Genomic DNA, 22,460 nt, shown 5'->3' with positions numbered 1-22,460 from the left:
GACGGTCGACGACCTTTATGGGCAAGTCTCCGCGTCAACACAATGGCGCGGTCAAATCATCGCTGCGGCTGGCATATCATCCAGCCATTACTTAGCCGGCTATCGGTTCGCCTTCATGCCGCGATCTTCAGCGCGCCTGGACCCGGAATCGCCCCTGGCGGGCATTTACCGAGGATGATCATGCCGAGCACCTCGTCCTGGGTGACATCGGTCGTGCGCGCGGTGCCGACCACCTGGCCGTTCTTCATCACGCAGACCCGGTCGGCGARCTCGAAAACGTCATGGATGTCGTGGCTGATCAGGAAGATGCCGATGCCGTCGGCCTTGAGCTGCTTGACCAGTTCGCCGACCTGCGCCGTCTCCTGCGGGCCGAGCGCCGCTGTCGGCTCGTCCATGATCAGGATGCGGGCGTTGAACAGGATCGCGCGCGCGATCGCCACCGACTGCCGCTGTCCGCCCGACAGCTTGATGACCGGTTCCTTGAAGCGCTGGAAACGCGGATTGAGCCGGCCCATCACCTTGCGCGCCTCGGCTTCCATGGCGACGTCGTCCAGCGTGCCCCAGCCGGTCATCAGCTCGCGGCCGAGGAAGAGATTGGCGGCGGCATCGACATTGTCGGCCAGCGCCAGCGTCTGGTAGATCGTCTCGACACCGTATTTCTTGGCGTCGCGCGGGTTGGHGATCGAAGCCTCCTCGCCATTGATGAAGATCTGTCCGCTATCGCGCTTGTAGGCGCCGGACAGGATCTTGATCAGCGTCGACTTGCCGGCGCCGTTGTGGCCGAGCAGCGCCATCACTTCGCCGGGGAAAAGATCGACCGACGCATCGTCGACGGCGCGGATGCCGCCGAAGGCGATCGAGATATTGCGCATGTCGACCAGCGGAACGCCGGCAGGAGCGGATTTTTCAGCCATGTTGGATCTCTCCCTGATCAAACGCGCTTGCGATAGAGTGTGTCGAGCCAGACCGCGACGACCAGCACGGCGCCCACGACGATGCTCTGCAGCGGCGAGTCGACGCCAAGCAGCACCATGCCGGACTGCAGCGACTGCATCAGAAGCGCGCCAAGCATGGCGCCGAGCACGGTGCCCGAACCGCCGGCAAGCGAAGTGCCGCCGATGACGGCCGCGGCGATGACCAGCAGCTCGTCCAGCGTTCCGAGCACATTGGTGGACGAATTCTGCCTGGCCGACGAGATCGCCGCCGCGATCGTCGCCAGCACGCCCATGATCATGAACACCTTCATGGTGATCCAGCGTGTGTTGATGCCGGCGAGGTTGGCCGCTTCCGGATTGCCGCCGATGGCGAAGACATAGCGGCCGAAGCGCGTGCGCTTGGTGACGAAGGTCATGATCAGGCCGACGGCGACCGCCATCAGCACCGGAATGGCGATGCCATGCGCGATGAACAGCCCGCCCTCGGGCACGGTGATGTTGTTGGCTGCGGCGTAGCGGTTCACGATGCCGACCGGCCACGGGTAGGAGTTAGCGAGCCACACCGCGCCCAGGATGATCGCGCAGGTGACCGTGGCAAGCAGCGTCTCGGCCCATACGGGACGCAGCGGGAAGCGGAAGCGCTTGCGCTGCACGCGGCCGTTGAAATGCATGAAAATCACGGCCAGGCAGGCGACGATGCCGACGGCCCAGCTCCATTTGGCGCCGATCGAGCCCGCCGGGCCGCCGCCCATCAACTGGAAGGTGGCGTCGAGCGGCGCAACGGTCTGGCCGCTGGTGACCCACCAGGCAGCGCCCCGCCATACCAGCAATCCGCCCAGCGTGACGATGAAGGCCGGCACTTCGAGATAGGCGATGATGAAACCCTGGAAGGCGCCGATGATGAGGCCGAGCGCCAGGCCGATCAGCAATGCCAGGATCCAGATCCACGGGTTGCCGAGCTCGAGCCCGACGAAGCGAACCAGGAAATGCACCTGGGCGAAGCCCATGACCATGCCGATCACCCCTTCGGCCGATCCGACGGACAGGTCGATGTTGCGCATGACGATGACCAGCACCATGCCGGAGGCCATGATCGCCACGGCCGAGGTCTGCACCGACAGGTTCCAGAGGTTGCGCGGCGTGAGGAAGGTGCGGCTGTCGAAGTCGAGCGGGTTGACGCCAAGCCGCAGGCTGGAGATCACATGCAGCCCGACCCAGATCAGCAGCAGCGCGCCGATCATGCCGAGCATGCGGGTGTCGAGCTCGGTCGCCTTCAGGAACCGGGCAACGGCGCCGAGTTCGGATGCCCGCGCAGTGTCTGCCGGTGTGGTAGACGTCGTGTCGGTCATGATGTCCTCCCGCCGGCTTGCCGTCTGACGCGGATACCGAAATCGAGCCTAAAAACTATCCGCGCGGGGCGGAAACACAAATCTTTTTGAGAAAACGCCGCGGCTTCAAAGCAATCCCAGGAAAAGTGCGTAGCGGTTTTCCGTTCGGGATTGCGGTAAACAAGGAACAGGAGCGGTTCATTGAACCGCTCCTGCCGCGGCGCAAGGATTTTGATCGAGAGCCGGCAGACTTAGTTGCAGACCTTGACGCTGCCGGCGGGCACGCCCGCGCAGACTTCGTCCTTCTTGATCCAGCCGGCGTCGATGACGACGTTGAGATTGTCCTTGGTGATCGCGATCGGGGTCAGGAACAGCGACTTGACGGTGTTGCCGCCGGGCGTCGTGAAGTCCTTGGCGCCGGCGATATCGCCCATCTTCTTGCCGCCGGCGAGCTGCGAGGCGATCTCGGCGGCGTTCTTGCCAAGCTCGCGCGCGTCCTTCCACACCGACACGGTCTGCGTGCCGAGCGCGATGCGGTTGAGCGCCGCGTGGTCGCCGTCCTGGCCGGAGACCGGAACGGTGCCGGCCAAGCCTTGCGCCGTCAGCGCCGCGACGACGCCGCCGGCGGTGCCGTCATTGGCCGCGACGACCGCGTCGACCTTGTTGTCGTTGGCGGTCAGGAACTGCTCCATGTTCTTCTGCGCGTTGGCGGGCAGCCAGCCGTCGGTATAGGCCTCGCCGACATTCTTGATCTTGCCGCTGTCGATCGCGTCCTTCAGGACTTCCATGGAGCCCGAGAACAGGAAGTCGGCGTTCGGATCGGCGCCAGAGCCCTTGATGAAGACGTAGTTGCCTTCGGGCTTCACCTTGAACACCTCGCGGGCCTGCATGCGGCCGACTTCCTTGTTGTCGAAGGTCAGGTAGAACACGTCCTTGTTCTCAATCAGGCGGTCGTAGCCGACAACCGGGATGCCTTCGTCGAGCGCCTTCTGCACTGCCGGACCGACCGCCGAAGCGTCCTGCGCAAGGATGATCAGCGCGTTGGCGCCCTGCGAGATCAGGCTTTCGACGTCCGTCAGCTGCTTGCCCGGATTGGACTGCGCGTCGGCCGAAATATACTTGTCGCCGGCGGCCTCGATGGCGGCCTTCATCGCCGCTTCGTCGGTCTTCCAGCGCTCTTCCTGGAAATTCGACCACGAGACGCCGATCACCTTGTCCTTCGCCTCGGCGACCGACGCCAGCGTCAGCGACATGGCAACGCCCGCCAGGATGGCGGCTGCGAATTTCTTCATGATATCCTCCCTGCGCCCGTATGGCGCGACCCAGACTGGCCCGAAGGCCGGCACAGAGGCTTTTTTTCGAGCCTCGAAAAAACACTGATCCAACGCTGTGCCGCTGTCAACTCGGATTCTGATGGTTTTTGAGGTGCCGCGAACTTTTTTTCGAGCTCCGCAATAAATAATGACAGCGTCGGCTGCTTCTGCCAGTATCCCTAGCATGTCACCGGCGGCCCATGGCATCATCAAGCCGTGATGACCAGGAGGAAATACTTCAGCCAATGTCGGTCGGAATCCGCCACGACGATCTGCGCCGGCGCAACCGCGCCATGGTGATTTCGGCCGTGCGCCGCGCCGGTCAGCCATCGCGGACGGAGATCGCGGCCACCACCGGGCTCAGCCACTCGACCATTTCGGCGATTTCCGCCGATCTGATCCAGGAAGGCATTCTCACCGAAAGCAAGGCCAGCGAGCCGACGGCGTTGAAACGCGGCCGGCCGCAGATCGGCCTGGCGCTCAACCCCGAAGCCGCCGCGGTGCTGACCGTGGTGTTGTCGCTGAACTTCCTGTCGGTCGCCGTCATCGACTATGCCGGCCAGGTGATTGCCGAGGAGCAGCAGCGCCTGGACACACTTGTCATGCCGCGTGAAGAACTGATCGGCGAATGCATGGCGATCGTCCGGCGTCGGTTGCAGGATCCCGACCTCGACGTCGGCAGCGTCGCCCGCATCGCCATGGGTATCCAGGGCATTACCGATTCCCACGCGCGCGCCATGCTGTGGTCGCCGATCACGCCGCTGACCGACATTCCTTTTGCCGACATCCTCGAGAGGGAATTCGGCATTCCAGCCACCATGGAGAACGACTGCAACATGATGGCGGTGGCGCTGCAGTGGCGTGACCCCAACCGCTATCGCGACAATTTCATCGCCATTCTGTTGTCGCACGGCATCGGCATGGGCCTAGTGCTAAAGGGCCAGTTGTTCACCGGCACACATTCCTCCGGCGGTGAGTTCGGGCACATGATCCACCGTCCGGGCGGCGCGCTTTGCCGCTGCGGCCGGCGCGGCTGCGTGGAGGCCTATGCCGGCAACTACGCCATCTGGCGCAGCGCCATGGGCATAAGCGAGGATGCCGCGCCGACGGACGTCGGCGACGCCGACATGCGCGCGCTTGCCGCGAAGGCCCGGCTCGAGGAAGGTCCCGAGCGGGAGGCCTATCGCCGGGCCGGCGAGGCGCTGGGCTTCGGCCTCGGCAGCCTGTTCGCCCTCATCGATCCGGCGCCCGTCGCCATGGTCGGCGTCAGCGCGGCCGCCTTCGACCTGATCGAGCCGGCGCTGAGGAAGGCGATCGCCCAGACCGCCGGCGGCCAGCATTCGGAATCGATCTCCTTCGACACCGAGCCGAACGAGCTGCCGCTGATCCGCGAAGGCTGCGCCATGCGCGCGCTGACCTTCGTCGACCAGGAGATTTTCGCGCCGGGGGTTCAGGCAAGAGCGGGCAAGCACGTCGCTTGAGCCACTTTGAGTGATCGTTGGTTTCGAGTGTCCCGCTGGACACCGGAGATTAGCGAAGGCCCCGAAGCTTCGTCATTCCAGGGCGGAGCAGGAGCGAAGCTCCGTCGCGGAGACCCTGGAATCCATTCCGTTACCTCGGACGTCGGGCGCAGCCGAGCAGAATTCTGCGCCGCCGCAGCGCGTCGACGTCACGGAATGGATCCTCGGGTCTGCGCTGCGTCGCTACGCTCCTTGCTCCGCCCGTCGATGACGAAGCACGACCGTCCCGGCTACTCGCCAACGCATGCGATCCGGTAGCGGACGCGTCATTCTGCGAACGGCGAACCTAATCCTCCCGGATCGCATAGCCCGCCCCGCGGATGGTGCGGATGACGTCGGGCATGCGGCCGTTGTTGACGGCCTTGCGCAGGCGGCCGACATGGACGTCCACGGTGCGCTCGTCGATATAGATCGTCTCGCCCCAGACATTGTCGAGCAGCTGGCTGCGCGAGAACACGCGGCCGGGGTGGCGCATCATGAATTCGAGCAGCCGGAACTCGGTCGGGCCGAGCCTGATCTCGCTCTTCTTGCGGTAGACGCGATGCGATTCGCGGTCGAGCACGATGTCGCCGACCTTGAGCACGCTGGACAGCACCTCAGGCTTTGCGCGGCGCAACAGCGCCTTGACGCGCGCCATGAACTCCGGCGTCGAGAACGGCTTGACCAGATAGTCGTCGGCGCCGGTGGACAAACCTCGAACCCGATCGCTCTCTTCACCGCGCGCGGTCAGCATGATGATCGGCAGCCGCTCGGTCTCTGGCCGCATCCTGAGGCGCCGGCAAAGCTCGATGCCGGACACCGCCGGCACCATCCAGTCGAGCACGAGCAGGTCGGGAACGTTTTCCTGAAGGCGGATTTCGGCCTCGTCGCCGCGGGTCACCACTTCGACCTGGTAACCCTCGGATTCGAGATTGTAGCGGAGCAGCACCCCCAGCGGCTCCTCGTCCTCCACCACCATGATGCGTGGCGCGATCATCGGGGTAACCTTTTCCGTCAGGCCGCCGGCGCCGACATTGCCGTCTCGTCCTGCTTCGGACGGTTGGCGGGCAATTGCGTGCCGGTCAACACATAATAGGCGTTCTCGGCGATGTTGGTCACATGGTCGCCGATGCGCTCGAGGTTCTTGGCGCAGAACAGAAGATGCGTGCAAGCGGTGATGTTGCGCGGATCTTCCATCATATAGGTCAACAGCTCTCGGAAGACGGATGTGTATTTGACGTCGATGCGTTCGTCGTCGTTGCGAAGCTTGGCCAGCGCCGTGGCATCGCCCACCGTGTATTCCTGGATCACGCCCTGGACCTGGATCAGCACCATCTGCGCCATGGAATCGATCGAATGCGTGAGGTCGCGCGGCGCGGCGCTGACGCCGACCGAGCCGACGCGCTTGGCGATGTTCTTGGCGAGATCGCCGATGCGCTCGAGGTCGCCCGCCATGCGGATCGCTCCGACCACGCTGCGCAGGTCGTCGGCCATCGGCTGGCGCTTGGCGATCAGCGTGATGGCGCGGTCGTCGAGCTCGCGCTGCCTTGCGTCCATGATGGCGTCGTCGGAGACGACGCGCTGCGCCAGCGCATTGTCGCTTTCGAGCAGCGCCCTGGTCGAGGCGCCGACCATCGAGGCGGCAAGGTCGCCCATGTCGTTGATGAGCCGGCTGATCTGCCTCAGATCCTCGTCGAAGGAGGCGACGGTATGTTCGGCCATGATGATGTCCTCGTATGTCTTCAGCCGAAGCGGCCGGTGATGTAGTCCTGGGTGCGCTTCTCGCGGGGCGAGGTGAAGATCTTCTCGGTCCGGTCGAACTCCACCAGCTCGCCCAGATACATGAACGCCGTCTGCCGCGAGACGCGCGCCGCCTGCTGCATGTTGTGGGTGACGATGACGATCGTATAGTCGGCCTGCAATTCGTCGATCAGCTCCTCGATCTTGGCCGTCGACAGCGGATCGAGCGCCGAGGCCGGCTCGTCGAGCAGGATGACCTCGGGCTTGACCGCCACGGTGCGGGCGATGCACAGGCGCTGCTGCTGGCCGCCGGAAAGGCTGAGCCCGCTGGCGTTGAGCTTGTCCTTGACCTCGCTCCACAGCGCGGCGCGCTTCAGCGCCTGCTCGACGCGGCTGTCCATCTCGGCCTTGCTGATCTTCTCATAGAGCCTGACGCCGAAGGCGATGTTTTCGTAGATCGACATCGGGAACGGGGTCGGCTTCTGGAAAACCATGCCGATCTTGGTCCTGAGCAGGTTGAGGTCCTGCGAGCGGTCGAGGATGTTCTTGCCGTCGAGCAGCACCTGGCCTTCCGCGGTCTGCTTCGGATAGAGCTCGTAGATGCGGTTGAGCACGCGCAGCAGGGTCGACTTTCCGCAGCCCGACGGGCCGATGAAGGCCGTCACGCTGCGCTCCGGCAGGGACAGGTTGATGTCCTTCAGCGCCTTCGACTGGCCATAGTAGAAGTTGAGGTTCTTGACCTCGATCTTGGCCTTCTCGACGGTCGTCTCGGCTACGTTCAGGTCGGTGGACAACATCGGTTTCATCTGTCCTCTCTGCGTCCGGTCAGGCTGCGGGCGAAGATGCTCAGCCCGAGAACCGTCAGGGTGATTATGAGTGCGCCCGTCCAGGCCAGCTGCTGCCATTCCTCGTAAGGGCTGAGAGCGAACTGGAAGATGGTCACCGGCAGGCTGGCCATCGGGGCATTGAGATTGCTCGACCAGAACTGGTTGTTGAGCGCGGTGAAGAGAAGCGGAGCCGTCTCGCCGGAGATGCGCGCGATTGCCAAAAGGATGCCCGTGACGATGCCGGAGAGCGCCGCGCGGTAGGCGACGGAGCGGATCACCACCCAGCGCGGCGCGCCGATTGCCGTGCCCGCTTCACGCAGCGCGTTGGGCACAAGGTTCAGCATGTCCTCGGTGGTGCGCACCACGACGGGGATCACCAGGATCGACAGCGCGACGGCGCCGGCAATCGCGGAGAAGTGTCCCATCGGCCGCACCATCAGCTCGTAGACGAACAGGCCGATGATGATCGAAGGCGCCGACAACAGGATGTCGTTGATGAAGCGCACCACGGTGGTGAGCCTCGAGAAGCGTCCGTACTCGGCCATGTAGGTGCCGGCCAGCACGCCGATCGGCGTGCCGACGACAATGCCGATGACGGTCATCACGATGCTGCCGTAGATGGCGTTGAGCAGGCCGCCGGCATCGCCGGGCGGCGGCGTCATTTCAGTGAACACGGCCAGGTTCACCCCGGAGAGCCCCTTGTAGAGCAGGGCGCCGAGGATCAGCGCCAGCCATGCCAGGCCGATGCCGGCCGCGATGACGCACAGCGCCATCATCACGGCATTCTTGCGCTTGCGGCTTTGGTGAAGCGATTGGGCAGTCGACATCGGTCAGGCTCCCGTGCGGCTATCGATGCGCAACAGCATGTAGCGTGCGAGCGCGAGGATGACGAAGGTGATGATGAACAGGATCAGGCCGAGCGACACCAGCGAGGATGTATAGAGATCGCCGTCGGCTTCGGTGAATTCGTTGGCGATGGTCGCCGAGATCGTCGTGCCCGGCGCAAACAGCGAGGCGCTGATGCGGTGCGCGTTGCCGATGACGAAGGTGACGGCCATCGTCTCGCCGAGCGCGCGGCCGAGGCCGAGCATGACGCCGCCCATGATGCCGACGCGGGTGTAGGGGATGACGACGCGCCGGGTCACTTCCCAGGTCGTGCAGCCGATGCCGTAGGCCGATTCCTTCAGCACCGCCGGCACCGTGTCGAACACGTCCTTGGTGATCGAGGTGATGAAGGGCAGCACCATGATGGCGAGGATCAGCGACGAGGTCAGCAGGCCGATGCCATAGGGCGGACCGGCAAACAGGCTGGAGAGGCCCGGTATGCCGTGGAAGAGACCGATGATGAAGGGCTGCACCGTCGTCTGCAGGAACGGCGCGAAGACGAACAGGCCCCAGATGCCGTAGATGATCGAGGGAATGCCGGCGAGCAACTCGACCGCGATGCCGATCGGGCGGCGGAGCGGGCGCGGGCAAAGCTCGGTCAGGAAGACGGCGATGCCGATGCCGATCGGCACGGCGATGAGTATGGCGATGGCCGAGGTGACGATGGTGCCGTAGATGGGCGCGAGCGCGCCGAAATTCTCGGTGACCGGGTTCCAGGATTCGGTGGTCAGGAAGGAGAAGCCGAATTTCGACAGCGCCTGCCACGAGCCGGCGACCAGCGAGATCGCGACGCCGCCGAGGAGAACCAGCACGAGGATGGCGGAAAGACGCGTGGCCGTCCGGAAGAACATGTCGGTGACGGCGAAGCGGCGCACCGTCGCTTCCCTGGTCCGCATGGCGGATGATGTCGCAGCTTCGGAAACGGCTGTCATTGAGCCCCTCGCATTTCGAAAGAGACAGGAGGGCGCCGGAAGCGCCCTCCCTTGTTCGTCAGAATTACATGCCGGAATAGAGCGGCTTGCCGTTCGCGTCGACGATGTCCTTGCCCCACATTTCCTCGACGCTCTTCACGACGGCGTCGGGCATCGGAACATAGTCCAGGCTGGCGGCCAGCTCGTCGCCCTTGGCGTAGGACCAGGCGAAGAACTTGAGCGCTTCGGTCGTGGCCGCCGCGTCGTCGGGCTTCTTGTAGACGAGGATCCAAGTGGCCGAGGTCATCGGCCAGGTTTCGGCGCCGGCCTGGTTGGCCAGGATGACGCCGTAACCCGGCTGCGAGTTCCAGTCGGCGTTGGCCGCGGCGGCCGAGAAGGCGGCGGCCGTCGGCTCCACCTTCTTGCCGTCCTTGTTGATCAGGTCGGTATAGGTGAGCTTGTTCTGCTTGGCATAGGCGTATTCGACATAGCCGATCGCGCCGCCGGTCTGCGRGACGTTGTTGGCGACGCCTTCATTGCCCTTGGCGCCGATGCCCACCGGCCATTCGAGCGCGGTGTTGACACCGACCTTCGACTTCCAGTCGGCGCTGACGTCGGCCAGGTAGTAGCTGAAGTTGAACGTGGTGCCCGAGCCGTCCGAACGGTGGACGACGGCGATCGCCTGGTCGGGCAGCTTGACGTCGGGGTTGAGCTTCTTGATCGCTTCGTCGTTCCAGTTGGTGATCTTGCCGGCGAAGATGTCGGCCAGCGTCGGACCGTCGAGCACCAGTTCGCCCGGCTTGACGCCTTCGAGGTTGACGACCGGAACGATGCCGCCCATCACCATCGGGAACTGCGCGAGCCCGGTGGAGTCGAGATCCTCGCCCTTCAGCGGCGCGTCGGAAGCGCCGAAGGTCACGGTCTTGGCCTTGATCTGCTTGATGCCGCCGCCGGAGCCGATCGACTGATAGTTGAGACCGATGCCGGTCTCCTTCTTGTAGGCGTCGGCCCACTTCGCATAGATCGGATAGGGGAAGGTGGCGCCGGCGCCGGAGATGTCGGCAGCCATCGCGGCGGCCATGCTAAGGGTTGATGCCGCAGCCATTGCAATCGCAACGGCCGCCGAGCGGATGAAATGTCTCATGTGGCCTGCTCCTGTTCGGAAGATGGTCTTTCGGCACCCGTTCTATCGGCGCCCGGTGAGCGCAATAGCCCTCGATTATTACAGTCGCATGACAGTTTCGTGTCAGCCCGGTAACGCCTGAAAAGGGGGTGCCTGGAGAGGCCCGCGGCGGCCCCGAAGGACCGGCCGGAGTTTGCCGCGGAAATCAGCAACTTGTCTGGCTTTTGAAGCAAAATTTATCCCGGCGGCCATGACCATGGCCGCCGGGAAATAAAATCCGGACGAGAGCGCGTTGCCTGAATGCCAGAGCGGATCATGGCCTGGCCATCGCCGAAAACAGGTCCGTTGGGGTAGAGTCGACGCTGTTCCTTGTTGGCGGTCGCTGCTCCCGCCCGTAACCGAAGAGCGGAATCAACAGCCACATTGTCCGAGCTTGGTTTTTGCTTTGGTATGGTGCGATCGCACCATACGCATGCGTCAGTCTCTTGCCGCAGTCCTGCCCGCCAAATTCGTTCTAAAGCGCGTCGCAATCTTTCAGATTCGCTCCATGCGCTTTAGGTTTTTGATTTTGCGCATGTCTTTATCCCGAAACCGGTTCCCACTTTCGGGAGACATGCTTTAACCGGCGTTGCGCCGGGTCTCGACGTCCGAGCCCAGCCAGCGATCGAGCTTTTCGAGCAGCGCCCGCGGACTGATCGGCTTTGGCAGATAATCGTCCATCCCGGCCTCCAGGCAGCGTTCACGGTCGCCCTTCAGCGCATGCGCGGTGACGCCGACGATCGGCACATGCGTGCCCATATCCTCCTCGAGCCGGCGGATGGCGCCCGTCGCCTCCAGTCCGTTCATTTCCGGCATCGACACATCCATCAGGATCATGCGCGGATTGAGCCTGCCGAAGGCGTCGAGCGCCTTGCGGCCGTTGCCGACGATCTCGAAGCGGTAACCGGTCTCGCCGAGGATCTGGGTGAACACCAGCTGGTTCACCTCATTGTCCTCGGCGACGAGGATGTCGAGCCCGCGCTCCGCGTCGGTTGGGCGTGGACGCGCCCGCACCGGCGGCGGCTGCAGCATGGCGCGCTCCGACGCCGCCGCCTGCGCCGGCGCGGCTTGCGGAAGGCTGTTGCCAACGGCGGGTTGCGCCGCGGCGCTGCTGTGGCGATGGCGCTGGATGGTCGCGACCAGCGTCTCCAGGAGGATGGAGGAGCGCGCCGGCTTGATGAGCTGCGCATCGATGCCGAGGTCGCGATAGGCCGTGTTGGCCAGCGACTGGTCGACGGAGGTCAGCATGATGATGGGCGTATGCGCCAGGCCCGCCGTGTTGCGCACGATGCGGGCCATCTCGGCGCCGGTCATGCCGGGCATCTGGTAGTCGAGCACCACGCAGTCGACCGGCACGCCATAGGCGGCGGCGGCAATCAGCACCCTCAACCCCTCGGCGCCGCTTTCGGCCGCGCAGGAATCGAACGTCCACGATGCCATCTGCTCGCTCAGGATCGAGCGGTTGACGGCGTTGTCGTCGACGATGAGAACGCGCGCGCCCGTGACGTCGACCGGCATGATGCGCTGTCCGCCCTGCTCGGCCCGGGGCAGCGTGACCGTGAACCAGAAGGTCGAGCCCTTGCCCTCGGCGCTGTCGACGCCGATCTCACCGCCCATCATCTCGACCAGCCGCGAGGTGATGGCAAGGCCAAGCCCGGTGCCTTCGTGCCGCCTGGTCGAGGAGGTGTCGACCTGGCTGAATTTTTCGAACACCAGCTTCAGCTTCTCTTCCGGAATGCCGATGCCGGTATCGGTGACCGATATGGTGAGCCTTGTTCCCGCCGGAACCCGCTCACCGGTGACATCGACCAGGACATGGCCTTCGTCGGTGAATTTCACGGCGTTGCCGAGCAGGTTGGTGACGATCTGCCTGACGCGGCCGACATCGCCGACGAACTGGCCGTCGAGCCCCGGCTGGATGCGGACGATGAGCTCCAGGTCCTTCTCCTTGGCGCGCGTCGACACCAGCGTCGCCACATCCTCGATCGCCTCGGCGAGGTTGAAGGGCGCCGGGTCGAGCACCAGCTGGCCGGCGTCGATCTTGGAGAAGTCGAGGATGTCGTTGATGATGGTGAGCAGCGCGTTGCCGGATTTGACGATGATGTCGGTGAACGTCTTCTGCTTCGGATCGAGGTCCGACTTTGCCAAAAGCTCTGCCATTCCAAGGACCCCGTTCATCGGCGTGCGGATCTCGTGGCTCATATTGGCGAGAAATTCCGACTTGGCCCGGTCGGCGAGCACGGCGCGCCGCTGTGCTTCGCTGAGCTCGGCCTCGCGCTGCTTGAGCTCGGTGATGTCGGTGGTGGAGCCGATGAGATAGAGCGAGCCGTCCGAGGCGATCATCGCGCCCTTGCGCGCGAACTGGTGCCTGACGCTGCCGTCCGGCATCGTCACCGTTTCCTCGATCTCCTGCGTTTCGCCGGTGCGCAGCACGGCAAGGTCGCCGGCGACGAAAGCTTCGCCGTCCGCGCCGAAGATCTCGACGTCGGTCTTACCGATCGCTTCTTCCCGGCTGAAGCCGGTGAGGTCGCACCAGCCCTTGTTGACGTAGAATTGCCTGAGGTCCGAGCGTTTGGCGTAGATCGACACCGGCACATTGTCGATGAGGCTGCGGAACACCTCGTTCTCGCTCATGCTTTGCTTGAGCGCCTGTTCGCGCGCCTTGACGTCGGTGATGTCGGTGCTGGAGCCGACCAGATGCACCGAGCCGTCGGTCGCCACCAGCCGGCTCTTGCGCGTCATCAGCTGCCGCACCGTGCCGTCGCGATGGGTGACGGCCTCCTCGACCTCGCGCCCCGCGCCGGTCGCCACGACTTCGGTGTCGTCGCTGCTGAAGCCGTCCGCCTCTTCCGTCGCGAAAAGCTCACGATCCGTCTTTCCGAACACCTCGTCCTTGGCGAGGCCGGTCAGCGCGCACCAGGCCTTGTTGACGAATTCTATGCTGAGATCGTCGGCCTTGATGAAGGCGGCGACCGGCAGTTCGTCCATGACGTGCCGGTAGAGATCGATCTGGCGCATGGAGTCGCGCAGGGCCTTCTCGCGCGCCTTGATGTCGGTGATATCGACGCGCACGCCGATGAACGTGCCGTCGTCGGTGCGCATGTCATAGACCTGGTACCAGCGCCCATCCGGATTGAGGCGCTCATAGGAAGAGTTCGGCAAACGGTACCGCTCGAGCATGGCGTCCAGCCAGCGCTCGGTGTCGACGCCATACAGACCGTCGATTTCGGCGTCGCCGCTCGAGCGGAAATAGCCGACCGAATGGCCGAGAGCCAATGCCTCTCGAAAAGTGCGGCCCGGCTGCCAAGCCGGCTTCAGCGCCGGCAGCGTGTCCTGCAGCTTGCGGTTGGCGAAGACGAAGCGATCGTCGCGATCGTAGATGATGACGCCAGCCGGCAGCGACTCCAGCACGGCAGCGAGGTTCCTGCGCGCGTCCTCGGCCTCGGTCTCGCGCTGTTTCATGTCGGTGATGTCGACATAGGAAATCAGCCGCTTGCCGCCGGGAAGGGGCGCCAGCGAGGCGATCAGCGTGCGGCCGTCCTTGCGCGGCAACTGCCTCGACCCCGCGGCGCCAGCCCGGATTTCGGCCTCCCGCTCAGCCACATGGCTTTGCCAGGCATGTTCCTCGCCGCCGAACGGATCGGCCTCACGGCTGGCTTCCATGAGGTCGCGAAAGCGACTGCCGGCCGGAGCGCGTCGCGGATCGATCTTCCAGAAGTCGTAGAATGCCCGGTTGACCACCTCCGCCCGCAATTCGGCATCGAGAACGATGACGCCGATTGGCATCGAATCGACCATCAGGTTCAGATCGGCAAGCGCCGCCGCAGTCCCGGCCATATCGTGGATATCACCGGGAAGGGCCCCGTTGCCGCGCATATCCGCCTTATCGAAACCCCGCGCGCTGTCCGCCCCGACAGTTCCGTCCGTATCCGCCATTGCCACCCCCAAGGCCGAACCGTGCCGGTCCGTCGGCGGAATGTGCCCGACAAGCATTAACGATCCGCTAACCATAATGATTGCAACCACGGCCGCCCGATGCCGTTGAAATAATTTCCGTCATGGCRCCGGCTGCGGTAATCCGCCCGTTGGCGAACAAGGCAACGACGCATATAAGGTGCCTGAGGTGTTGCTAATGTTCGGTCGAATCACGGCTTTCATCCTGTGCCCGGCGCTGCTTGCAGCGGGTGGCTGCGCGCGCAGCGACGACGGCACGGTGATCGTTCCGAGCCGGATGGATGTCAGGCGTGTCTGGGACAGGGCGCCGCCGGGAACGACCGCGTCGCGGCAGATCGCGTCGGACGTGTTTCCCCTGCCGCCGAGCCTGCCGCAGAGCCCCGCTGTGCGGCGCCATTCCAGGTCCGCTCCGGCGAGGCCCTCCTACAACCGGGATCTGCCCGATCAGTCTGCCGACGGGCAGAACCCCCTGACCTGCAGGAATGTCGGCGAAAACGGGAAGCGCTACCGCGTCGTCTGCGAGTAGCTTTGCCTCAATCCGCCGGTCGATGCCCGCTCGGCGGCTTGCCTCGATACGGATACCTCACGACCGGGGGACGGCGGGATCAATTCGCTGGGAAGAAAGCCGGCCCGACTATGCGCACCGGCTTTGCATCTGACGGAGCAACCGCCTCGGACCGTGCGATCGAGCTGGCGGCATTCGCTTCCGCGCCCCGAGCGCTGCTCGACGGAATATCCGAGACCGTGCCCAGATCGGGCCTTGATGTCGGCAAGGGAATGACGGCGTTTTCCATGTTACCCGGCGTCACCGTGCGCGCCCTGAGCTCGGCCACGCGCTCGGAGTAGCGCTTGAGGTCGCAGGCCTTGAATTCGACGGCGTCGCGATAGCGGAAGGCGGTTGGCAGCTCGGTATAGGGCTTGCGCGTGTCGACCGCCACCATCTGGTCGGTCTCGAGGCTCGGATCGTTCAGCGTATAGAGATCGACGCCCGCATCGTCGCAGATGTAGCGGCATTGATCGACCGTATCCTTGAGGTCCCTGGCCCGCGCGAATTGCGAGTTCGGCGCCGGGAAGAAATAGCCGTCGGAGAGGCGGACGCAAAACAGCAGCGCGTTCCCGCCGGACGCCGGGGCGGAAGCCTCCGTGTCGGACGCCTGCTGGGGCGCCTGCTGCCGCTTGGGCGCCGCCTGACAACCGAGGGCGGCGTATCTCGCCTGCAACGCGGAGGAGTCGCGGCCGGAATTGCCGATGCTGGCGATCCGGCGCTGCACCTCGGTCCGGCTCCGCACGAGATCCCCGCAGGCATTGAAGAAGCCCCCGACGGCGCTGCTGGCGGTGCATCGGCGCTGCCTCTCCAGCCCTTGGATCGCGGCAAGCTGGCGCCGCAGTTGCGCAAGCTCGGGGCTCGCCGAGTCACGACCGCTGGACAGTATCTGCCTTCTCAGCGTCGAGCAAGAATCGGCATAAGAAACCTGCGTCATCGCCAAGATCGCCGTGACCATCAGGAATGATATCTTAAGGAACCGCAACCTCGTCATCGGGCGCCACCCTTGTTCGAAAAACGAGTTCGACTTGATCGATGTCGGCTAATTGAGAAAATACTCATGTATATAAAGGTTAGGCTGAGCCTCTGTTATATGGAATAATTGTTATTCTCGATTTTGTGAAGCAAATATTACGGTTTAATCTCAAGATTGAGACAGTAGCCGAAAAACCATCTTCGACCCGGCTGCGACGGCGGCACGATCACGGATCGCTGATGAAACCTTTGACCGGCGATGGACGTTGTTGGCGTTGATGTAACCCGTGCAGCGCAGAGGAGACTGAAGATGTCCGTTCACTTCACCGTCTCTGGCCTGACCAGGAACCTGATCCATTCGCTTGGACTGGATTATGAGCAGGCGCCGAGACCCCTTACCCCTGAACAAAACCTTCTGCTGGATTGCTATCTGGCCGGGCAGATCCCGGACTCCGCCTGGAGCGACTATGTCTTCGAGATGCCTGAACTGGAAAGGCACGCCGAGGTCAGGCGCGCACGCGGTTTAGCCTGAAAGCACTCCCGGAAAAGTGCGAGCATGTCTCCCAAAAGTGGGAACCGGCTTCGGGACAAAGACATGCGTAGAATCAAGAACCTAAAGCGCATGGAGCGAATCTGAAAAATCGCGACGCGCTTTAGGCTCGGCGCCTTCACCGTCACGTTCGGTCCGGAATTGCGTCAGGTCAGCCTGCCGCTTACTTCTTCGGCGAGTTGAACTGCAGCGTGAAGACGTTTCCGGCAATGCCTTGCGCCAGCGAGGGCGAGAAGCTGAGCGGCAGACAGTCCTGCATGGCCTTGGTCGCCGCGTCGACATAGGCCTTGCGCGCCTTRTCGTCACCGCCGACATGGATGGCGGTTGTCTTCGGCGGCCCGATCAGCGAGCCGTCGCGCTTGAAGCTGAAGCTGAGCGTGACCGAGGAGTTGTCGGTATTGGCCGGCGGTGTCCAGCAGGCGAGCAGGGCGGCGCCGACCTCGTTCATGCTGTTGAGCGATGCGGCGGCCGATGGAAAGGGCACAACCGACAACGCCCCCGCTATCACCAGAAATCTTGCCGTGTTCATCGCAGGTCCTCGTCGCCGCCGCTCCGCCCCCCTGACAGCATCGTACGATCCATGACGAGGATGACAATAGGATTTCAGCCCGCCTGTCGGCAGCGCAATCATACTGTCGTGATTTCCGCGCGATGGCCATGAAAAGCAAAAGGCCGGCACGCAGCCGACCTTTCCCTTGCCTCGTCATGGCGCCAGTACATCCGTGGTCGCGGCGAGGACTGGACCCAGTAGACAGGTCTTGGGTAAACGAAACCTTAACGCGAGGGCCGGCTAAGCCCTGGCCTGCGATCTCACATGCGCGATGTAGCCGCGCACGTCGCCGGCCGGCTCCGAATAGGCCTTGCCGAGCTTCTTCTCCAGCRCCGCCATGTATTCCTTCGCCCAGCCGGGCAGCGCGTAGTCGATGACAGCCAGGAATTCGAGCGTTGCCGCCAGCCTTATATCGGCGATCGACGGGTTGTTGCCGCCGATGAACGGTTTGCCGTCGCGAAAGAAGGAGTGAAACACCTCGAGCGGCTCGGCGATGGYGGCCATCGCCGCCTTCTGCGCTTCCGATTTCTTGTCGGGATGGGCGTCGCTGTGGCCGACCTCGCCGGCATATTGCGGAAAGCCGAGCGCCGGATAAGTCGCGCGCGCCACATAAGGATAAAGTGTGCCGACCAGGTAGAACATGGCGCTGTCGATCATCGCCCGCTTTGCCGGCGCCTTCGGATAGAACTTATCCAGCCCATGCTTGTTGGCGAGATACTGCATGATGGCGCAGCTTTCCCACAGCACGCCGCGCGGCAGGCCCTTGTCCTCGATCATCGGCGTCAGATGCGCCGGATTGCGCGCCAGGAACTCCGGCGAACGCGTATGGCCCCAGGCGTCGGTCTCCGCCGGATCGAGCCCGGYCGCCCGCGCGAACACCCGCACCGTCATGTTGTTGACGCTCGGCCTCAGCATGCTGAGCTTTATGCCGGGCTTCCTGGCCGGCTTCGCTTTGGCCTTGGGCGCGGTTTTTGCCGTCGCTTTAGGCGCGGTTTTTGCCGTCGCTTTGGGTGCTGCCTTTGCAGTCACCCTGGCGGTGGTTTTCGCAGCCGCTTTCGGCGCCGCCTTGGCTGCGGGTTTCCTTACGCTCTTCGTTGCAGCTTTTGCCATGTCGGTCCTCCCTCTGACCTTGTTAATAAGGATTTTTCGGCGCCCTGCTTTCGGACAATGTTTCACGCGACCGCTCGACCAGCGCCTGGATGGCGTCGGCCAGATGCAGCTCGGCGATGTTGTAGTCGCCGCGCGCCACACGGACCTTGTGCGCCTCCATCAGCACGTCGGCATGGGTGAAGCCGGCCGGCGGTTCGAAGCGGTAGGAAGCAAGCTCGATCAACAATCCCAGCGGATCCTCGAAATAGATCGAGTCCATGAAGCCGCGGTCCTTGACGCCGCTGTGCTTGATGCCGCGCTCGTCGAGCCGCGCGACCGCCTGCAGGAAGGTGACCCGCGACACCGAGAACGCGATGTGGTGGACGCAGCCGATATCGGTCGGCGTCCGCCGTTTGACGGGGGTGCGGCTCTCGTCGGTGAAGACGGTGATCAGCCGCCCGTCGCCCGGATCGAAATAGAGATGGCTTTCGCTCGCCTTGTCGAGATTGGGCTGTTCGAAGATGAAAGGCATGCCGAGCACGCCCTCCCAGAAGTCGATCGAGGTCTGGCGTCCGGCGCCGACCAGCGTGATGTGATGAACGCCTTGCGACTGCAGCTTCCGCATTGGCTCCTCCCGCCTGCGCTTGTTCCCGGTGCCTGGCCGCGCAACGATCAGCCCTAGGCACGCGACCGCCGCCCGGTTCTCGTTGCGCTCCGTATTCCGCATCCTGTCGGATCGCGGCCGGAGCGTCGATGAGGGGATGCTAATTCAATCCGGGACGTTGCGCCAGAAGCACCGGTCTTTCACTGCGCCTGGGAGTCGCCGTCATCCGCGATGATGCGGATCGGTCGCTGCCGTCCGCTTTGGGTCCGGTTGAGGATCGCGGCCAGGCATTCTCTCGACTCATGGCCCCAGCTCTGCCCTTTGCAGGCGGAGGCGATCCCCGGTCCGGGCGCGATGCGCTGCTCCTTGCCGGCGGTGTTGACGGCAAGCGAACCCGGATCACGCGCGGCTGACGAAGTAACGCTTGCCACCGAAGCGATGGCGATGGCTATCAGGCAGCAGCCGCACCCGACCAGCGCGGCCAGCCGCCCGGAGAACCTCTTCGGCGGCTGTGGGGAACGTCTGTCTGTCGCGTTCATCTTACTCAAGCACCATCGCGGGCGTCCTACCCCTCAGGTCAGGATCCAGGCCACGGTCCTGCCCGTATCGGTCGGGACACCGCCGATTCCGGCGGACAGATGAGGCGAAATGGCACCCATCGGCACATCCAGAATATGCGCGATCGCCCTGAGGGTTTTGGTGGAGGCAGTCTTCCCAGAGCGCTCTATCTGCGACAGCATGCTCGGGGTTATCCCGGCTTGAGCGGCGAGCTGCCGCCCGCTCAGGCCGCGCAGGATCCTGACGGCGCGGACCGGGTTCTCGCCGGCGGCAATCTTGTCGAGGATGCGCTTGGGCAAAGGACTGTTGGGGGCAGGTTCGTCAAGGTCGGCCACACCGGCCATCGCGGTCCGCTTGAGCATGCGGAACTGCGATTCCGGCAACACCACCATGCGCTCTTTGGCGCCTGGATGCTTGATGAACTGGACATTTAGCTTCATGTCAGCCGGCCTTTGGGTTGGCTTGCGGCACGGTTCGAGACGTGGCCTGAATCACTGGAACGTAAGGAGCATGACGATCAGCAATGAGATCGACAGGACCGTGGTTACGGACAGAACCGCCAATATCTGAAAGCTGATCGGCAACTGCCGAAACCGTTTCCACGTCCACCGTTCCTTTTCCCAGTGCTGAAATCGCGGCAACCACTGCTCCCTTGGTCCGAGCCCGCTGCGCCGACGAACCGGGCAACGATCAACCACGTCGACAGGTTGCCGATATCGACGAACTGCTATCTAGCGCCTTCAGACTGGGAAGTGACATCTGCCGAAAGTCAGGGATGATATGACGAAAGTCATATTCGTTTGCGGCCGGTTCGGGCTTACGTCAAAGTGGACTGCCGCGCCCTCGGCTGTTTTTGCGAGAACAAATGATCGATATCGGCACAGAATTACTGCCGGCCGCGCAAGCGGAAGTCATCGGGCTTGCTGTTTTGCGGGCTGACAGGACAGTCCAGCAAAAGGTGGGGCGCCTGGTCGAGTGGCTCCCTGCCCTTGGCGCGGACTGCTGCCTGTGCACGCTGCTGGTCGGAATGGAGGCGGAAATGGCGGCCTTGTCCGAGGGACGCCGCGATGTGATCGCCTTGTCGGGTGTGCGGGCCGAGCTGCCGGGGCTGGACCGCCCCGTCACGGCAGTCATCCTATGGAACGGCGATCAATCGCACTACGTCGTGATCGCGATGCCCGACTTCACGGCGCGCCAGGCCGAGATCATGTTCGAAAGCGAGCGGCGCGCCCGGCGCTTGATGGAACAACAGCTCGAAGCCGCCAACTCCGAGGTGCGCTTCGCTTCGCTCGCCCGCACGCGGCTGCGCCTGGCGCGCGACCTGCATGACACGCTCGTGCATTCGATCATCGCATTGCTGACCCAGATCCGGCTGACGCGGCATTTTCTGGCGACCGATCCTGCTCGCGTCTCGGACGGGCTCGCGATTGCCGAGGAGGCCGCGATAAMCGGCTTGGCGCGGGCGCGCGACGCCATCGCCAGGCTCAGGATGCCCGACGACCTCGAGCCGGGTTCGGATGTCGAAGAGATGCTGTCGGACTTCGCGCGGCAGACCGGCATCGAGGTCTCCACGCGGATCGACGATGGAGCCCGTGCCGGTTTGCAGGATCACGCGACGACGATCAGGCGCATCGTCGGCGAGGCGTTGCGCAACGTCGAGGCGCACGCGAAGGCGCGGCAGGTCCGGTTCGACGCGGCCGTGGAGGAAACGGAAGCTGGCCGAAGCCTTGTTGTCGATATCCGCGACGACGGAAGCGGCTTTGACGGGACCATCTCCAAACAGGGGCATTTCGGGTTGATTGGAATGGCCGAATTTGCCGAGCTCGCGGGGGGACGATGCGCGGTGGAAAGCGCACCGGGAGCGGGTACGCTGGTCCGGACCTCCCTGCCCCTGACAGTATCGGCGACGAACGAACGACCCAGCGGCGGCGAGCGTATCGCCAGATGACCGATCCGCACTCCAAACCCGAAAGGATACGCGTGTTGATCGCCGAGGATCAGACATTGATCCGGGAAGGCCTTGCCACGCTGCTTGCGCAGCAAAACGACGATTTCGAAATCGTCGGCGCCGCCGCCGATGGCGAGCAGGCGATCGAGTTCGCGCGCCGCTACCGTCCGGACGTCGTCCTGATGGATCTGCAAATGCCGCGCGCCGACGGCGTCACGGCGACCCAGCGCATCCTGCGCGAATTTCCAGGCACCGGCATCGTGGTCCTGACCACGTTCGAGACCAACGAGCTGATTTTCGAGGCCGTGAGCGCCGGAGCCAAGGCATATCTGTTGAAGGACTCCAGGATCGACGAGATCGCGGCGACGATCCGGACCGTGGCGAACGGCCAATCCGCGCTTTCACCCGCTGTTGCCGCGAAAATTCTCCAGGAATTCAAGCGGTTGCGCCCGCGGCACGCCCCGGCGAGYGTGTCGATCCGCAACGACCTCACCGCGCGTGAGAACGAAATCCTGAAACTGATCGTCGAAGGCAAGAGCAATGGCGAGATCGGCGCGCAGCTGCATCTGGCCGAGGGTACGATAAAGAATTACGTCAGCACGATCCTGGAGAAGTGCGGCGCCAAGAACAGGACCGAGCTGGCCATAAAAACGATAGGCTGAACGATCTTGCGGGCTAACGCGCGTTCCCGGGGGCCTGTCCGGCATGGCGACGGCAGGGCGACCGAGCGCTCAGAAAGGCCCGCGGCTCGGGGTTTTGGGGGAAGCCACGGGCAGTCTGGTTGCCTGAGCTCCTGCTCTTGGCGGCAGGTCTGGGAATATGGCCGCCGATGCCTCTCGACGGCTAGCTCTTTACCGGATTGCGAGCTTCGATTTCACGAAGCGCCAATATGGTCAGAACCATTTCGGCGCTGCCGATCGACGGGCGAGGCGCAAGCAGGCCCACGAGCGCGTTGAGCTGCTCGGTATCCATTTCGGCCAGATGGCCTTTCACGGTCAGCATGGTCTCGTCGAGCGCCGTCAGCAATTCCGCAACGATCTTCATTGTCCGAAGCTTTGCCACATGGTTCGCGACCTTGTTGAAGGCGG

Annotated in this window: 23 protein-coding genes; 5 read left to right on the top strand and 18 right to left on the bottom strand. The window is 63.8% G+C overall.

The window, feature by feature from the left end; genetic code table 11:
- Window positions 1-113: 113 nt before the first annotated feature.
- From LCM4577_RS33470 to xylF, 3 genes are all read right to left on the bottom strand, one after another.
- Window positions 114-914 carry an ATP-binding cassette domain-containing protein gene (locus LCM4577_RS33470; protein WP_071074891.1) on the bottom strand — a complete coding sequence of 267 codons (801 nt, stop codon included), beginning with the start codon at window positions 912-914 and terminating at the stop codon, window positions 114-116.
- A 17-nt stretch (window positions 915-931) separates the two neighbouring features.
- Window positions 932-2,284 (bottom strand): sugar ABC transporter permease, encoded by a 1,353-nt coding sequence (locus tag LCM4577_RS33465; RefSeq protein WP_071074890.1) that lies wholly within the window; start codon window positions 2,282-2,284, stop codon window positions 932-934.
- 230 nt (window positions 2,285-2,514) lie between these two features.
- Window positions 2,515-3,555: a D-xylose ABC transporter substrate-binding protein gene (gene xylF, locus LCM4577_RS33460; protein ID WP_071074889.1), complete on the bottom strand. Its 1,041-nt coding sequence runs from the start codon at window positions 3,553-3,555 to the stop codon at window positions 2,515-2,517.
- A 266-nt stretch (window positions 3,556-3,821) separates the two neighbouring features.
- On the opposite strand from xylF, the gene LCM4577_RS33455 reads away from it, so the two are divergent.
- Window positions 3,822-5,057 carry an ROK family protein gene (locus LCM4577_RS33455; RefSeq protein ID WP_041011234.1) on the top strand — a complete coding sequence of 412 codons (1,236 nt, stop codon included), beginning with the start codon at window positions 3,822-3,824 and terminating at the stop codon, window positions 5,055-5,057.
- Between the two features lie 325 nt (window positions 5,058-5,382).
- Here the strand turns inward: LCM4577_RS33455 and phoB are convergent, their stop codons facing one another.
- From phoB to LCM4577_RS33420, 7 genes are all read right to left on the bottom strand, one after another.
- Window positions 5,383-6,072, bottom strand: a complete 690-nt coding sequence (phoB, locus tag LCM4577_RS33450) for a phosphate regulon transcriptional regulator PhoB (protein WP_010911896.1) — start codon at window positions 6,070-6,072, stop codon at window positions 5,383-5,385.
- 17 nt (window positions 6,073-6,089) lie between these two features.
- Complete coding sequence (gene phoU / locus LCM4577_RS33445; protein ID WP_040985076.1) at window positions 6,090-6,797, bottom strand: phosphate signaling complex protein PhoU; 708 nt, start codon at window positions 6,795-6,797, stop codon at window positions 6,090-6,092.
- Window positions 6,798-6,817: 20 nt separating this feature from the next.
- Window positions 6,818-7,621, bottom strand: coding sequence for a phosphate ABC transporter ATP-binding protein PstB (gene pstB, locus LCM4577_RS33440; RefSeq protein WP_041011233.1), 804 nt, complete (start codon window positions 7,619-7,621; stop codon window positions 6,818-6,820).
- Complete coding sequence (pstA, locus tag LCM4577_RS33435; RefSeq protein ID WP_071074888.1) at window positions 7,618-8,469, bottom strand: phosphate ABC transporter permease PstA; 852 nt, start codon at window positions 8,467-8,469, stop codon at window positions 7,618-7,620. The genes pstB and pstA overlap by 4 nt, the downstream gene beginning before the upstream one ends.
- A gap of 3 nt (window positions 8,470-8,472) precedes the next feature.
- On the bottom strand, window positions 8,473-9,459 hold the full coding sequence (gene pstC / locus LCM4577_RS33430; protein ID WP_071074887.1) for a phosphate ABC transporter permease subunit PstC: 987 nt from the start codon (window positions 9,457-9,459) through the stop codon (window positions 8,473-8,475).
- A 64-nt stretch (window positions 9,460-9,523) separates the two neighbouring features.
- A complete protein-coding gene (gene pstS, locus LCM4577_RS33425; RefSeq protein ID WP_071074886.1) occupies window positions 9,524-10,582 on the bottom strand; it encodes a phosphate ABC transporter substrate-binding protein PstS in 1,059 nt (352 codons plus the stop codon).
- A 597-nt stretch (window positions 10,583-11,179) separates the two neighbouring features.
- On the bottom strand, window positions 11,180-14,536 hold the full coding sequence (locus LCM4577_RS33420) for a response regulator (protein ID WP_244508499.1): 3,357 nt from the start codon (window positions 14,534-14,536) through the stop codon (window positions 11,180-11,182).
- 196 nt (window positions 14,537-14,732) lie between these two features.
- Here LCM4577_RS33420 and LCM4577_RS33415 point away from each other — a divergent pair, with 196 nt between their 5' ends.
- The gene (locus tag LCM4577_RS33415; protein ID WP_064745076.1) at window positions 14,733-15,080 is read left to right on the top strand and encodes a hypothetical protein; all 348 of its coding nucleotides are present in this window, start codon (window positions 14,733-14,735) and stop codon (window positions 15,078-15,080) included.
- A 79-nt stretch (window positions 15,081-15,159) separates the two neighbouring features.
- Here the strand turns inward: LCM4577_RS33415 and LCM4577_RS33410 are convergent, their stop codons facing one another.
- Window positions 15,160-16,035: a DUF2865 domain-containing protein gene (locus tag LCM4577_RS33410; protein ID WP_244508498.1), complete on the bottom strand. Its 876-nt coding sequence runs from the start codon at window positions 16,033-16,035 to the stop codon at window positions 15,160-15,162.
- 348 nt (window positions 16,036-16,383) lie between these two features.
- Here LCM4577_RS33410 and LCM4577_RS33405 point away from each other — a divergent pair, with 348 nt between their 5' ends.
- Window positions 16,384-16,605: a hypothetical protein gene (locus LCM4577_RS33405; protein ID WP_071034470.1), complete on the top strand. Its 222-nt coding sequence runs from the start codon at window positions 16,384-16,386 to the stop codon at window positions 16,603-16,605.
- Window positions 16,606-16,786: 181 nt separating this feature from the next.
- Here the strand turns inward: LCM4577_RS33405 and LCM4577_RS33400 are convergent, their stop codons facing one another.
- The 6 genes from LCM4577_RS33400 to LCM4577_RS33375 form a co-directional block, all read right to left on the bottom strand.
- Window positions 16,787-17,152: a hypothetical protein gene (locus LCM4577_RS33400; protein WP_040985088.1), complete on the bottom strand. Its 366-nt coding sequence runs from the start codon at window positions 17,150-17,152 to the stop codon at window positions 16,787-16,789.
- A 261-nt stretch (window positions 17,153-17,413) separates the two neighbouring features.
- Window positions 17,414-18,283: a glutathione S-transferase family protein gene (locus LCM4577_RS33395; protein ID WP_071074883.1), complete on the bottom strand. Its 870-nt coding sequence runs from the start codon at window positions 18,281-18,283 to the stop codon at window positions 17,414-17,416.
- Window positions 18,284-18,305: 22 nt separating this feature from the next.
- Window positions 18,306-18,887 carry a VOC family protein gene (locus tag LCM4577_RS33390; protein ID WP_040985269.1) on the bottom strand — a complete coding sequence of 194 codons (582 nt, stop codon included), beginning with the start codon at window positions 18,885-18,887 and terminating at the stop codon, window positions 18,306-18,308.
- Between the two features lie 179 nt (window positions 18,888-19,066).
- Window positions 19,067-19,405, bottom strand: coding sequence for a hypothetical protein (locus LCM4577_RS33385; RefSeq protein ID WP_071074882.1), 339 nt, complete (start codon window positions 19,403-19,405; stop codon window positions 19,067-19,069).
- A gap of 33 nt (window positions 19,406-19,438) precedes the next feature.
- Complete coding sequence (locus LCM4577_RS33380; RefSeq protein ID WP_071074881.1) at window positions 19,439-19,864, bottom strand: helix-turn-helix domain-containing protein; 426 nt, start codon at window positions 19,862-19,864, stop codon at window positions 19,439-19,441.
- Window position 19,865: 1 nt separating this feature from the next.
- Window positions 19,866-20,033, bottom strand: coding sequence for a hypothetical protein (locus LCM4577_RS33375; RefSeq protein ID WP_157900527.1), 168 nt, complete (start codon window positions 20,031-20,033; stop codon window positions 19,866-19,868).
- Window positions 20,034-20,289: 256 nt separating this feature from the next.
- Here LCM4577_RS33375 and LCM4577_RS33370 point away from each other — a divergent pair, with 256 nt between their 5' ends.
- The gene (locus LCM4577_RS33370) at window positions 20,290-21,372 is read left to right on the top strand and encodes a sensor histidine kinase (RefSeq protein WP_071074880.1); all 1,083 of its coding nucleotides are present in this window, start codon (window positions 20,290-20,292) and stop codon (window positions 21,370-21,372) included.
- A 32-nt stretch (window positions 21,373-21,404) separates the two neighbouring features.
- Entirely contained in the window at window positions 21,405-22,034 is a 630-nt protein-coding gene (locus LCM4577_RS33365; RefSeq protein WP_244508508.1) for a response regulator transcription factor, read from the top strand.
- 181 nt (window positions 22,035-22,215) lie between these two features.
- Here the strand turns inward: LCM4577_RS33365 and LCM4577_RS33360 are convergent, their stop codons facing one another.
- Window positions 22,216-22,416 carry a hypothetical protein gene (locus tag LCM4577_RS33360; RefSeq protein ID WP_071074878.1) on the bottom strand — a complete coding sequence of 67 codons (201 nt, stop codon included), beginning with the start codon at window positions 22,414-22,416 and terminating at the stop codon, window positions 22,216-22,218.
- Window positions 22,417-22,460: the final 44 nt, after the last annotated feature.

It is taken from the genome of Mesorhizobium sp. LCM 4577 (assembly GCF_001854795.2).
Classification (GTDB): domain Bacteria; phylum Pseudomonadota; class Alphaproteobacteria; order Rhizobiales; family Rhizobiaceae; genus Mesorhizobium; species Mesorhizobium plurifarium.
The sequence above is the reverse complement of the archived record's forward strand: the minus strand, read 5'-3'. Positions and strand labels throughout refer to the sequence as shown.

What these genes read in the sequence shown, in the direction of transcription:
- LCM4577_RS33405 (WP_071034470.1), top strand. Translation starts at nt 16,384, where the DNA reads ATGTCCGTTCACTTCACCGTCTCTGGCCTGACCAGGAACCTGATCCAT.
- LCM4577_RS33385 (WP_071074882.1), bottom strand. Translation starts at nt 19,405, where the DNA reads ATGAACGCGACAGACAGACGTTCCCCACAGCCGCCGAAGAGGTTCTCC.
- LCM4577_RS33360 (WP_071074878.1), bottom strand. Translation starts at nt 22,416, where the DNA reads ATGAAGATCGTTGCGGAATTGCTGACGGCGCTCGACGAGACCATGCTG.
- LCM4577_RS33415 (WP_064745076.1), top strand. Translation starts at nt 14,733, where the DNA reads ATGTTCGGTCGAATCACGGCTTTCATCCTGTGCCCGGCGCTGCTTGCA.
- LCM4577_RS33380 (WP_071074881.1), bottom strand. Translation starts at nt 19,864, where the DNA reads ATGAAGCTAAATGTCCAGTTCATCAAGCATCCAGGCGCCAAAGAGCGC.
- LCM4577_RS33455 (WP_041011234.1), top strand. Translation starts at nt 3,822, where the DNA reads ATGTCGGTCGGAATCCGCCACGACGATCTGCGCCGGCGCAACCGCGCC.
- pstB (WP_041011233.1), bottom strand. Translation starts at nt 7,621, where the DNA reads ATGAAACCGATGTTGTCCACCGACCTGAACGTAGCCGAGACGACCGTC.
- phoU (WP_040985076.1), bottom strand. Translation starts at nt 6,797, where the DNA reads ATGGCCGAACATACCGTCGCCTCCTTCGACGAGGATCTGAGGCAGATC.
- LCM4577_RS33465 (WP_071074890.1), bottom strand. Translation starts at nt 2,284, where the DNA reads ATGACCGACACGACGTCTACCACACCGGCAGACACTGCGCGGGCATCC.
- phoB (WP_010911896.1), bottom strand. Translation starts at nt 6,072, where the DNA reads ATGATCGCGCCACGCATCATGGTGGTGGAGGACGAGGAGCCGCTGGGG.
- LCM4577_RS33390 (WP_040985269.1), bottom strand. Translation starts at nt 18,887, where the DNA reads ATGCGGAAGCTGCAGTCGCAAGGCGTTCATCACATCACGCTGGTCGGC.
- LCM4577_RS33410 (WP_244508498.1), bottom strand. Translation starts at nt 16,035, where the DNA reads ATGACGCAGGTTTCTTATGCCGATTCTTGCTCGACGCTGAGAAGGCAG.
- xylF (WP_071074889.1), bottom strand. Translation starts at nt 3,555, where the DNA reads ATGAAGAAATTCGCAGCCGCCATCCTGGCGGGCGTTGCCATGTCGCTG.
- pstA (WP_071074888.1), bottom strand. Translation starts at nt 8,469, where the DNA reads ATGTCGACTGCCCAATCGCTTCACCAAAGCCGCAAGCGCAAGAATGCC.
- LCM4577_RS33420 (WP_244508499.1), bottom strand. Translation starts at nt 14,536, where the DNA reads ATGGCGGATACGGACGGAACTGTCGGGGCGGACAGCGCGCGGGGTTTC.
- pstC (WP_071074887.1), bottom strand. Translation starts at nt 9,459, where the DNA reads ATGACAGCCGTTTCCGAAGCTGCGACATCATCCGCCATGCGGACCAGG.